The 12,097-nt window shown below is 63.3% G+C and carries 10 protein-coding genes and 1 tRNA gene; 6 read left to right on the top strand and 5 right to left on the bottom strand.

Features of this window, described 5'->3' with window-relative positions:
- Together JP75_RS24270 and JP75_RS24265 are read left to right on the top strand one after the other, a co-directional pair.
- The coding region (locus JP75_RS24270) for an SPOR domain-containing protein (RefSeq protein ID WP_035087673.1) at window positions 1-453 on the top strand (453 nt) is incomplete at its 5' end.
- 84 nt (window positions 454-537) lie between these two features.
- Window positions 538-810 (top strand): hypothetical protein, encoded by a 273-nt coding sequence (locus JP75_RS24265; protein ID WP_035087672.1) that lies wholly within the window; start codon window positions 538-540, stop codon window positions 808-810.
- Between the two features lie 182 nt (window positions 811-992).
- Here the strand turns inward: JP75_RS24265 and JP75_RS24260 are convergent, their stop codons facing one another.
- A complete protein-coding gene (locus JP75_RS24260) occupies window positions 993-2,354 on the bottom strand; it encodes an MATE family efflux transporter (protein ID WP_035087671.1) in 1,362 nt (453 codons plus the stop codon).
- Window positions 2,355-2,641: 287 nt separating this feature from the next.
- Here JP75_RS24260 and JP75_RS24255 point away from each other — a divergent pair, with 287 nt between their 5' ends.
- The 3 genes from JP75_RS24255 to JP75_RS24245 all read left to right on the top strand — a co-directional run bounded on the left by JP75_RS24255 (window position 2,642) and on the right by JP75_RS24245 (window position 3,799).
- Window positions 2,642-3,370, top strand: a complete 729-nt coding sequence (locus JP75_RS24255) for an AzlC family ABC transporter permease (RefSeq protein WP_051961345.1) — start codon at window positions 2,642-2,644, stop codon at window positions 3,368-3,370.
- Window positions 3,354-3,662 carry an AzlD domain-containing protein gene (locus JP75_RS24250; protein ID WP_035087670.1) on the top strand — a complete coding sequence of 103 codons (309 nt, stop codon included), beginning with the start codon at window positions 3,354-3,356 and terminating at the stop codon, window positions 3,660-3,662. The genes JP75_RS24255 and JP75_RS24250 overlap by 17 nt, the downstream gene beginning before the upstream one ends.
- 53 nt (window positions 3,663-3,715) lie before the next feature.
- A tRNA-Leu gene (locus tag JP75_RS24245) sits at window positions 3,716-3,799 on the top strand.
- 158 nt (window positions 3,800-3,957) lie between these two features.
- On the opposite strand, the gene JP75_RS24240 is transcribed toward JP75_RS24245, so the two are convergent.
- The 4 genes from JP75_RS24240 to JP75_RS24225 all read right to left on the bottom strand — a co-directional run bounded on the left by JP75_RS24240 (window position 3,958) and on the right by JP75_RS24225 (window position 9,354).
- Window positions 3,958-4,935 carry a DUF4344 domain-containing metallopeptidase gene (locus JP75_RS24240; RefSeq protein WP_160194778.1) on the bottom strand — a complete coding sequence of 326 codons (978 nt, stop codon included), beginning with the start codon at window positions 4,933-4,935 and terminating at the stop codon, window positions 3,958-3,960.
- Window positions 4,936-5,068: 133 nt separating this feature from the next.
- The gene (locus JP75_RS24235; RefSeq protein ID WP_035087666.1) at window positions 5,069-5,347 is read right to left on the bottom strand and encodes a hypothetical protein; all 279 of its coding nucleotides are present in this window, start codon (window positions 5,345-5,347) and stop codon (window positions 5,069-5,071) included.
- A 59-nt stretch (window positions 5,348-5,406) separates the two neighbouring features.
- Window positions 5,407-7,890, bottom strand: coding sequence for a penicillin-binding protein 1A (locus tag JP75_RS24230; protein ID WP_084587914.1), 2,484 nt, complete (start codon window positions 7,888-7,890; stop codon window positions 5,407-5,409).
- A 222-nt stretch (window positions 7,891-8,112) separates the two neighbouring features.
- Entirely contained in the window at window positions 8,113-9,354 is a 1,242-nt protein-coding gene (locus JP75_RS24225; protein WP_051961343.1) for an N-acetylmuramoyl-L-alanine amidase, read from the bottom strand.
- Window positions 9,355-9,963: 609 nt separating this feature from the next.
- Between JP75_RS24225 and JP75_RS24220 the strand changes: the two genes are divergently transcribed.
- Window positions 9,964-12,097 (top strand): Rne/Rng family ribonuclease (locus JP75_RS24220; protein ID WP_035087674.1); only part of this gene is annotated, 2,134 nt, incomplete at its 3' end.

The raw sequence follows: 12,097 nt of genomic DNA, 5'->3' as shown, positions 1-12,097 counted from the left end.
TACCCCAGCCAGGACATTATCGGCGCCTGGCTGAGCGATACCTATAATCTCGGTGCGCCGCCGGCTGCGCTTGGCTCGACCCGCGCTTCGGCGCCGCTGGAGCCCCCCGGCAATGTCGGTGGTGGCGCTGCTCCGGCTCCCATGCCCGCGGCAGAGCAGCCGATCGACCTCATGACCAGCGGCACCGTCGATACGGCTGGTCTCGTCAATGGCGCCTGGATTGTGCAGATCGGCGCTGGCCCCTCTGAGGACAGCGCCCGCACGATGCTTTCCGATGCGGCCGGCAAGGTCGGGGGTCTCGGCGACTTCCGCTCCTATGTCGAGCGCTTCGAAAAGAACGGCCAGGTTTTCTATCGTGCCCGCTTCGTCGGTTTTGGTGACCGCGACGATGCGACGGCTATGTGCAACCGCCTCAAGGACGCCAATATGGCGTGCCTGGCGATGCAGGGCTGACGCCCAACGGATAGCGAGTGCGACGGGTCTTTTGCCTGCCGCCTCTTGTGTAAGCAGTTTGGTGCCTGTGTTTGGAGTAGCCCAATGAGCGAACGCAATTCCCTGGTGGAACTGGCCAATTTCATCGGCCGCTCCCCCCTCGCCTCGCCTGACATGACCGCGCGCAACAAGGCGCTGTCGGGCATGACGGAACGCCTAATGCCCAAGCAGCGGCGCTCGGTGGGCGACCTGATGAACGTGGTACTCACCCTCTCGGCGCGGACGCGACGCATGGTGCAAGAGCCGGTCAGCATCGATATCGACGTGTTTGCCCCGGGCGGCAAGCGCGCACTGGTCATGCGGCTGGGTGAGAAATAGAAAAAGGGCGCCAATGGCGCCCTGTCCTTTTGGGGGGAGAGCTGAAACCGCCCCCACGGCCATCCACGTAAACTCGATTGTCACCCCGGCGAAGGCCGGGGCCTATCTCGAGATTTCAGGATGGGCCCCGGCCTGCGCCGGGGTGACAGCCGGTTGGGCCCGGCCGCCTTGCCCAAACCGCTTTAGACCAGGGCGACGATCTTCTTTTTCTTCCAGACGAACTGATACCAGGCCGCCTGCAGGAACATCATGCAGGTGAAGCTCGTCGCATAGGCGACCCAGATGCCGGTCAGGCCGAGGCTGGTCTGGCTGAGCCAGATGGCGCCCGGCAGTTCGATGAGAAGAATGCAGGCCAGAGAGAGGATCATCGGCGCATAGACGGTGCCGCTGGCGCGCATGATGCCGGAGAAGACCACGCTCCAGCCGAAGCAGAGCAGGCTCCACAGCACGACATGCAGCAGCGTTTCGGTCAGTTCGATCACCGCGGGATCGGTGATGAACAGGGCCACGACGTGCTGGCTGAAGAGATAGGCCAGGACGATCAGGCCGCCGGTGATGATCAGGTTGAGCATCAGGGCAGTGCGGGTGATGGCGCCGAGCTGTTCGGACTTTCGCGCGCCGATGGCCTGGGCGGCGAAGATCGAGGCCGCGATGCCGATCGACATGGCCGGGAACTGCACATAGCTCATAACCTGCCCCAGCGCGCCATAGGCGGCCGTGGCGTCGGAGCCGAAGCGGTTGACGAGGCCAACCACCACGATGCCGGCGATGGACGAAATGACCATTTGCAGGCCGGCCGGAATGCCGAGCTTGAGGATGAGGCCGAGGAGCTTGAAATCCGGGCGGATCATGGCGCCGAGCAGCACCCCGTCCGGCGCCAGCGGCATATTGCGCACGCGCATATAGACGAAGAGGAAGATCAGCACCGTGAGGAAGCCGGAGATCATGGCCACGGCGGCGGCGTTGACACCCAATTGCGGCAGGCCGAACCAGCCCTGAATGAGGGCGGGCGTGACGAGCAGGCTCACCACCATGGAGAGAATAAGCGACATCAAGGGCGTGACCGTATCGCCCACACCGCGCAGGACCGAGGTAACGACCAGGAACAGGAAGAAGCCGGGCATGCCGATGAGCACGATGCGCGCATAGCCGACCGACATGCCGAGGATGTTTTCGGGGGCGCCCAGAACCGTGAGGATCTGTTCGGTCCAGATGCCGCCGACGATGGAGACGATGAGGCCGAGCACGATCGTGGTCGCTAGCGTGGTGCCGGCAACCTGCTTGACCTTGTCGATATTCTTGGCGCCCCAGGCCTGGCCGATCAGGATGGTCGAGCCGGCGGAGAGGCCGATGATAAAGCTCATCAGGAAGAACATGATCGGGAAGAAGGTGGCAGTTGCCGCAAGTGCTTCGACGCCGATCATCTGGCCGACATAGATGGAATTGACCGTTCCCGAGAGGGCCTGAAGGATATTCGAGGCCATGAGGGGAAGCAGAAAGAAGGCGAACCGCTGCCAGAGGGGGCGGGTGGAATGGGGGTCCATGAGAACGCTCCAGAGAAACGAGTCATAACGCTGTCGTCACGGCGGCAGGCCCCGGACCGGCAGAAGCTGAAAAAAAGTTCAGGACGCCGGAGGGACCAATTCACACCTCGAAAAAGAGGTGCCGGCTGGACGGGCGCTGGAGGCTTGGCAATGACAGGGAGGTTGTCTACGCCGCGGCGGGAAGAGCGTCAACGCCGCGATGAGGGGCTTGCGATCAAAGATGGCGATGGGAGCCATCAGGACTTGTCATCGCTCCCCTGCCCCCTGGCTGTGCTAGAGAATCGGCCATGACAGACATTGCAGCCAGCCCCGATTCCCGGATGGATCAGTTTCTTGCAGGCGCGAGGGCCTGCGTTCCCGTCGCCATTTCGGTCGCGGCCTATGGCCTGGTCTGGGGTGTGCTGGCGCGGGGCGCCGGACTGAGCCTTCTCGAAGTAATCATGATGAGCGCGCTGGTTTTTGCCGGCTCGGCGCAATTCGTGGCGCTCGATCTCTGGACCGCGACGCCGGCCGCGCTGCCGATCGGTGCGCTGGTGCTGGCGGCGCTGATCGTCAACCTGCGGTATCTGTTGCTGACGGCGACGCTGCGGCCGCTTTATCCGGCAAAGGGGCTCCTGGGCGGTGCGCTCAGCATGTATCTCGTGACTGATGAAAACTGGGCCATGACGGTGGCCGCCATGGCGCGCGGAAAGGGTTCGGTCGCCTTCCTGATGGGCGGCGGGGCGCTGGCCTGGATCGCCTGGATGTCCACCAATCTCGTCGGCTATGGGCTCGGCTCGGCCATAGACGACCCCTCGCGCTGGGGGCTCGATTTCGCCTTCACGGCCACGTTTCTGGCGCTGCTGCTGGGCATGTGGAAGGGGCGCGGCGATCTCGTGCCCTGGCTCGTGGCGGCGCTGGCGGCGATTCTGACGTCGCGCCTTGTCGAAGGTAGCTGGCACATTCTGGTGGGTGGGGTGGTCGGCAGCCTGGTCGGCGCCTATCTGGAGACGCGGAAAAATGCTCACAAGTCCTGAGGCCGTTGCGGCTATTCTCGGCATGGCCATAGTGACCATGGCCGTCAAGGCCAGCGGTTTCCTCCTGGCGGACCGCCTGCCCCGCGACGGCTTTGCGGCCGCCTGGCTGCGGCATATTCCCGGCGCGGTGCTGGCCGCCCTGGTGGCGCCGGCTGTGGTGACCGGGGGTGTCGTCGAGGCTATTGCTGCGGCAGCGACGGCGGCCGTGTTCATCCTCTCGAAAAATCTCTTTGCGGCCATGGCGATCGGTGTTGCCACGGTTTACACCGTGCGATTGCTGGTCGCTGGATAAACGTGCCGAGACGGTTGCCAGCCGCACCGCTCTAGGCTAGGAACCGTGCCCGTGCCCCTCTGGCGGAATGGTAGACGCAGAGGACTCAAAATCCTCCGCCGCGAGGCGTGCCGGTTCGAGTCCGGCGGGGGGCACCAGTTTCCCAACATTGTTGCTGCCGCCGCGCTTTTCTGGGCGTGCCACTTGGCTGTTGTAGTCCCAGGCTCACCCTCTGACGCTGGCCGCTATTTATTGGGTGTCCGATGGACGCATTGTCCTGGCGCGAGGCTGACGCGCCAGGATTTGCGAGCGAGGCCTAGTCCGCCTGCACCGTCATGAAGGTATCGACGATGTAGTCCCAACTCGCGTCGTAGCGCGCGAATTCCTGTGGGCAGCGCAGGGCGCGGGCCGAGGGGAGGATGTTGAGGGCGTCGGTCTTCTTGAGCCAGTCCATGACCTTATCATCGTTGAAGGCGTCCGGGTTCTTGTCGATGGTTTCGAAGACCATGACCATGCCAGGGGTCAGGATGGGTGCGTAGGTATCCATGTCGGACCCAAGTACCAGGCACATGACATCGTAGTAGCGCTGCTGGCCGAGGCTGTGTTCGTTGGCGAGGATCGAGCGCGAGATCTCTTCGGGCGCGAAGGAAAGCTGCTTGAAGAAATAGGCGCCGAGGAGAGCGATGCGGGAGGGGCGATCCTCGAAGGCGTCGTCTTCCTCGTCGGCGCCGATCAGGGTCAGGGCCGCGAACTGGTCGACCGCGTCTTCCTCGCGGCCGGTGATCGGCAGATCATAGAGCGCCGTCAGGCCATGGCCGAGTTCGTGGAGGAGCACAAAAAGGGTGGTGCCACTGAGAACGGTTTCCTGATCGGCCCAGCGGAAGAACTCGCCGTCCTGGCCCTCAAGATATTCGTAGCTCTGGTTGTAGTCGGCGACCAGCTCGTAGCAGAAGGTGATGCTCTGCTCGCTGGGGTTCCAATAGGCGTTCGAGTAGCCGCAATCGGTAAAGGTGACCGGGACATCGACCGGCAGGGCAATCTGGTCGGCCAATTCATCGAGGACGTCGGCGAAGAGGCCATCTTTCTCGAACTTGGCGCGGACGAGGCCGATCTCGCGGATATTGCTGGGCTCGAAGGTCAGCACGAGACGGTGTTCGCCGAGGACGGGGCCGGCTGCGGCGCCTGGGGTCAGCGCTTCGACTTCTACCTCTTCGGGAAACCCGGCGAGATCCTGGGCAAATGCCGGGGTGGCAATCAGGCTGGCCAAAAGGCCGAAATATATCAATGAACGCAAAATACGCCCCCTCTTTCTAAATCAACGGCCGCACCATAGGGGTGAGGCAGAGGATGAAAAGGGAAAGGCAAGCCTAGTGTGAAGGCTTCCTTTACAAGGCGCATCAGAGGTTTAGCAAAGCGCGTGGCTTTGCCTAGAAAACGGGTGTGACCGGCCTGGGGAAGTTCAGCGAGTCGAAGCGGCGCTGGAGCTGGATGTCGTCGATCTTGCGCTCGATGGCGTTGATCTCGACCTTGTACTGATATTCCTCGCTCTTCCGCGAGAGCTCCTGCTGGAGGCAGACCAGCCTTTGCTGGTTGGCTTCGATGGCTGCCGCGGTGTCGCCGGCCATCGGCGCGGGGCATGCGGCAGCGGCCGGCACGATGGTGCAGGCGGCAAAGAGGATGGCGAGGGGCAAGCGTCTCGTGGTCATGGCTTCAAGATGGGCATTCGCTGCGGCGGGTGCAAATCACGACGAAGGGACTGTCCGATCTAGTTGCTCGACAGGCTTTGTGGCACGCCCAGGCTTGGGTCGAGGAACTGGCCATTGCTGCTCGGCTGGGTGACGACGGCCCCGCCATATTGCTGCTGCATCTGCATCTGGCGCATGGCCGCGTCATAGCCCTGGACGTCGACGCCGATGACTGAGGTCATCAGGTTCGGGCCGGTACCGGGCTTGAAGGCCTCCTGGATGCCCGCTTCGCCATCGTAAGCCTGCACGCCGGTGCTCGGGTTGATCCAGGCCGTGGTCATGCCGGCGGGCGTGTTGAACGGCGTCGGCGGCTTGCCGGCCATGGCCTTGGCCATGAAATTGGTGAAGATGGGCACGGACATGCCGCCGCCGGTCGAGGCCGAGCCCATGGAGCGCGGCTGGTCGTAGCCGACATAGATGCCGACGGCCAGCTCGGAGGTGAAGCCGACGAACCAGGCATCCTTGTAGTCATTGGTGGTGCCGGTCTTGCCGGCCACGGGGCGGTTGAGGGCGCGGGCGGCGGTGCCGGTGCCGCGCTGGACGACGCCTTCGAGCATGGAAGTGATCTGGTAGGCCGTCATCGGATCGAGAACCTGGGGGCGGTTGTCGATGATGCGGGGTTCGCCCTGCCCGTGCCAGTCCTCGGCGGAGCACCCTTCACAGATGCGCTCGTCGTGGCGGTAGACGGTATTGCCGTAGCGGTCCTGGATGCGGTCGATCAGGGTCGGCACGATCTTGCGGCCGCCATTGGCGATGGTCGCATAGGCCGAGGTCATGCGCATATTGGTGGTTTCGCCGGCGCCGAGGGACATGGCGAGAACGGGCTGCATGTCGTCGTAAATGCCGAACATGCGGGCATATTCGGCGATGAGCGGCATGCCGATATCCCTCGCGAGGCGCACGGTCATGACGTTTCGGCTGCGCTCGATGCCACGGCGGAGAGTTTGTGGGCCGTAGAATTCCTGAGCGTAGTTTTCCGGACGCCAGACGGAGCCGTCGCCATTGCGGATTTCGACCGGAGCGTCGAGGACGACAGAGGCCGGGGTATAGCCGTTGTCGAGGGCGGCGGCGTAGACGATCGGCTTGAAGGAGGAGCCGGGCTGGCGCAGGGCCTGGGTCGCGCGGTTGAACTCGGATTCGGCAAAAGAGAAGCCGCCCACCATGGCGAGGACACGGCCGGTGCGCGGGTCCATGGCGACGAGCGAGCCTTCCACCTCGGGCACCTGTTCGAGGGTGTAGATGCCCTCCTTGCCGGCGACCGGGGAGACGTAGACGACATCGCCGACCTTGACGATGTCTTCGACGCGCTTGGAAATCCAGCGGATTTCGGGGCCGGAGAGTGTGCCTTCGACCCGTTCGGGGCTCGAGGCACCATCGACGTCGTTTTCGGGGCGGAGGCCGATATGGGCTTCGTTGCCGGAGACGGAGAGCACGACGGCGAGCTGCCATTCGGGCACGTCGCTAAGCGGCTTGATCTTGGCCACATCGAGACCCCAATCATCGCCCAGCTCGATGCTGGCGACGGGACCGCGGAAACCGCGGGTATGGTCGTATTCGATGAGGCCATCCATGAGGGCGCGGCGGGCATATTCCTGCAGGCGCGGCTCAAGGGTGGTGCGGACGGAGAGGCCGCCGCCATAGAGCTGGTCTTCGCCGTAGAGCTTGGCCAATTCGCGGCGGACATCCTCGGTGAAATATTCGGCGGCGTAGACCTGGCTGCCGGAGGCGCGCGGGATGACGTTGAGCGGTTCTTCCTTGGCGGCGGCGGCTTCCTCGGGGGTCGCGTAGCCGTTTTCGACCATGCGGTCGATCACCCAGTTGCGGCGCTCGATAGCGGCCTGCGGGCGGCGGAAGGGATGGTAGTTGTTCGGACCCTTGGGGAGCGCCGCGATATAGGCAGCTTCGGGGAGCGTGAGCTGGTAAAGCGCCTTGTCGAAATAATTGAGGGCCGCGGCGGCGACGCCGTAGGAATTGAGGCCGAGGAAGATTTCGTTGAGGTAGAGCTCGAGGATCTTGTCCTTGGAGAAGGTCGACTCGATGCGGATGGCGAGGATCGCTTCCTGGATCTTTCGATCCCAGGTCTGCTCGGAGGTGAGCAGGAAGTTCTTGGCGACCTGCTGGGTGATGCTGGAGCCGCCGCCCTGGATGGAGCTATTGCCATCCATGCGGGCGAGGAGATTGTCGCGCAGGGCGCGGACGATGCCGTCGATGGCGATGCCGTTGTGGGAGTAGAAGTCCTTGTCTTCCGCGGAGAGGAAGGCGTGGACGAGGAGCGGCGGGACCGTTTCGATCGGCTGGAACAGGCGGCGCTCGCGGGCATATTCGGCGAGCAGGGTGCCGTCGGCCGCGTGAACGCGGGTGGTGACGGGCGGCTGATAGTCCTTGAGGACGGTATAGTCGGGCAATTGGGCGGAAACGGTGGCGAGGTATACGGCGGCAGCGGCGACGCCGCCGAGCGCCACGAACATGCCGAAACCGAATAGCCAGCCGAGTAGACGAAACATGCGATCAGATACTCCACGGACGCCAGTTACGTTCGGCGGCCACCGTCGTTGTAGTTTTCACCGTGTCATCCCCGCGAAAGCGGGGACCTCAGTTCCCAAACAGGGGTTCCCGCTTTCGCGGGAATGACACCGTGGGGGTGGATACATCCACATGGTTGTCGCCGAGACTCTCCCGGCATTTTCAACAATAGCAGAGCGGGCGCGGGCGCTGAATCACTTTGCTTAGGGCTCGGCTTCGACGCTGTCGAAATAGGTGGAAATGCCGCGCGCGATGGCCTCGGCGGTGCGGTTCTGCCAATCGGACTGGGTCAGGTTGGTGATGTCGTCGAGATTGGAGAGGAAGCCCAGTTCGATGAGCACGGAGGGCACGTCGGGGGCTTGCAACACGAAGAAATCGGCTTGGCGCACGGGGAAGCGGCGGAGGGCGACGCTGGGTTCGAGCTGGTGCACGATGGATTGGGCGGCGACATAGGACTGCTTGCGCATTTCGCGGCGCATCAGGTCGAGGAGGATATCCACGACCTCGGGGGCCATTTGCGGCATGGCGAAGCCGGCGATAACGTCGGACTTGTTCTCGGTGTCGGCAAGCACCTTGTCGAGCACGTCGGTGGCGTTTTCGTCGCGCGTATAGACGCTGGCGCCGCGGATTTCGGGCTGCTGAAAACTGTCGGCGTGAATGGAGAGGAAGATATCGGCCTTGTTGGTGCGGGCGAGATCGACGCGCTCTTCGAGGCGAAGATAGGTGTCGTCTTCGCGTGTCAGGGCAACATCGAAGCGGCCGGATTCGACCAGAAGCTCCTGGAGGCGGAGGGAGAAGGCGAGGACTATGTCCTTTTCCCTGATGCCATTGGGGGCTTCGGCACCGCTATCGATGCCGCCATGGCCGGGATCGATGACGACGAGCGGGCGGGTGGCAATGGGGAGTTCGGAGCCACCGGCGGGGGTGGATTCGGCCGTCGTTACGGCAACCGCTGCCGAGGTTTCCTTGTCGCGCTCGACATTGGCGGCGAAGGTTTCGGCATCGGCGGGAATGATGTCGACGACGAGGCGGGCGGGCTGGTCTTCGAACGGATCGAGCACATAGGCCTGCTGCACCTGGGCAGTCGCGGCCAGCGTCAGAGTGGTGCGGACGCGGTCGGAGGCGGCCTGCTCGACGAGGTAGGATTCGATCAGCGTTGTTTCGGCAGGCGCGCCGCTGGGCTCGGGCACGGAAAAAGTGCCGGCGCGGACGTCGATGGCTAGGCGGTTGGGCTCGGAGAGCGAAACGAAGGAGAATTCGGTCTTGGAGGCGAGATCGATGACGAGGCGAGCCCGGTCTTCGCCCACGGTGACGCGCACGTCGATGACATTGGGGAGGCCAACAGGCACGGCAGCGGGCGCGGCTTCCTGCGCGTGGAGCGTAGGGGCCGGCGCAAAAGCCAGAAAGAGCCCGAGGACGAGCGAGCGGATGACGCGAAAATTCAAAACTGGTCGGGCCCCATGCGTATGGCGAAACCGTGTCACATGCCCTTCGGGCGATTCTGCGGCATTTTCGGCTTATGCGATGATTTGCAACAGGGCGCAAAGAATGGCACAGGGCAAAAAGCCCGATATTCCTCACATTTAGACTTTCCTGTTGCCAATCTGGCGCAACCGCCATACACGCTTATATGAAGGCGCAGGAGTTTCGCGGGCGCCAGCGAGAGGCACAAATTTCCTCTTCGCGCCGCTGCGGACCCCGGCCGGCTAGAGTGCCACACAAGCACCTGCCCGGAATGAAAGCGGCGATTTTCAGCGCCTTCGTAAACGAATTTCGGTCCTTCACAGGGATCGGACGGTGGCGGGCCTTCGGGGCCAGCCATCCAATAGGAAGAGGTCATATGGCCCGCAGGCGGACAAAGCGCGACGCGATCGAAACGAACGATTGCCGTTTTGCTTCGCCCTTTCTCCCGGCCATGACCAGATTTGCCGGTGCGCAGAACGTGAGAGGTTCGCGCCCGATTATTTTCAACACATTCGCCCCGCAACGCGCCGAGCCAGGTTCTCCGGTTCGCCGGCTGACGCCCTTTGGCGCGCGGGTGCGCGGAGTAAATTATGGCAACCAAGAGAATGCTGGTGGATGCCATCCACCCGGAAGAAACACGGATTGTCGTTACGGCCGGTAACCGGCTGGAAGAATTCGACTTTGAATCGGCGTCCCGCCGCCAGTTGCGGGGAAATATCTTCCTCGCCAAGGTGACGCGCGTCGAGCCGTCGCTGCAGGCGGCCTTCGTCGAATATGGCGGCAATCGCCACGGGTTTCTCGCTTTCAGCGAAATCCACCCGGACTACTACCAGATCCCCGTAGCCGACCGCGAAGCGCTGCTGCGCGATGAAGAGCACGAGGAAGAGCACCACGAAGAGACGGAAGAAACCGTCTCGGTGCCGGAAGGCGTAGCAGAAACCGACGCAGAGGCCGATCCTCAGGAAACCGAGGAAGACAGCCATATCGAGCAGGCTCCGGCCAATACCGAACCCGTCGAGTCGATCGGCGGGGCGGATGCGCTTGAGGAAGTGCCGGAGCGTCGCCAGCGCAGCCAGCAGCGCCGTCACCAGTACAAGATCCAGGAAGTGATCAAGCGTCGGCAGGTGATGCTGGTGCAGGTGGTCAAGGAAGAGCGCGGCAACAAGGGCGCGGCTCTCACCACTTATCTGTCGCTTGCCGGTCGCTATTCGGTGCTGATGCCGAACACCGCTCGTGGCGGCGGCATTTCGCGCAAGATTACCAACGCTGCGGATCGCAAGCGGCTGAAGGAAATCACCTCGGACCTGGAAGTGCCGCAGGGCATGGGCGTTATCCTGCGCACGGCAGGCGCGACGCGCACCAAGGCCGAAGTGAAGCGCGATTTCGAATATCTGATGCGCCTGTGGGAAAGCGTGCGCACGCTGACGCTGCAGAGCCAGGCGCCCTGCCTCGTTTACGAAGAGGGATCGCTGATCAAGCGGACCATTCGCGACCTCTATAACAAGGACATCGACGAAGTGTTGGTGGCGGGCGACGCGGCTTATCGCGAAGCCAAGGACTTCATGAAGATGATCATGCCGTCCCACGCCAAGAACGTGAAGCCATATGGCGAAGAGCAGCCGTTGTTCTCCAAGTATGGTATCGAGTCCCAGCTCGACCAGATGTTCTCGCCGGTCGTCACCCTGCCCTCCGGCGGCTATATCGTCATCAACCCGACCGAAGCGCTGGTTTCGATCGACGTGAACTCGGGCCGCTCCACCAAGGAGCACAATATCGAGGACACGGCGCTTCAGACCAATCTGGAAGCCGCGGACGAAGTGGCGCGCCAGTTGCGCCTGCGTGACCTTGCGGGCCTGATCGTGATCGACTTCATCGACATGATGGAGAACCGCTCCAATCGTGCCGTCGAGCGCCGTCTCAAGGACGCGCTGAAGGACGATCGCGCCCGCATCCAGGTGGGCCGTATTTCGCACTTTGGCCTCATGGAAATGAGCCGCCAGCGTATCCGCTTCGGCGTTGTCGAAAGCTCGACCCACAAGTGCCCGATCTGCGACGGCACCGGTCTCGTGCGTTCGACCGAGAGCCTGGCGCTGATGATCATGCGCCATGTGGAAGATCATGTGCTGCGCAAGCAGGGCCAGTCGATCAATGTGCGCGTGCCGACCGACGTGGCGCTCTATGTGCTCAACTACAAGCGCGATACGCTGACTGCACTCGAAGCGCGCAATGCGCTCTCGATCACCATTACGGCCGACAGCAAGCTGACCGGTCACCAGTTCTCGATCGAAAAGGGTGAGGCCCGCGTCTCCTCCTATGTCGACCAACGCGCCGCGAGCCATGTGCGCGTCGACAGCGCCGTGATCGAAGAGATCGACGAGGAAGTGGTCGAGGAAGAAGAGATCGAAGAAGAAGCCACCGAAGCCCGCCAGGACAATGGCGGCGAAGGTGAAGGTAGCGGCCGTCGTCGCCGTCGCCGTCGCCGTCGCGGTGGTGGCAATGGCGAGCGCGGCGAGGACCGGGCACCGGTTCAGGCGCGCGAGAGCGATGCCGAAGCTGGTGACGAGGAAGGCGCCGACGAGGCCGGCGAGGCCGAAGGCGAGGACGCAGTGACTGCTGATGCCGACGGCGAAACCCGTCGCCGCCGTCGTCGTGGCCGTCGTGGTGGCCGTCGCAACCGTCGCGAGCAGGAAGGCGAAGTCGCAGCCGAGGGCGGCGAGGCCGCTG

It is taken from the genome of Devosia riboflavina (assembly GCF_000743575.1).
Classification (GTDB): domain Bacteria; phylum Pseudomonadota; class Alphaproteobacteria; order Rhizobiales; family Devosiaceae; genus Devosia; species Devosia riboflavina.
Note: the sequence above shows the minus strand (reverse complement) of the source record. Positions and strands in the feature narration are given on the sequence as shown.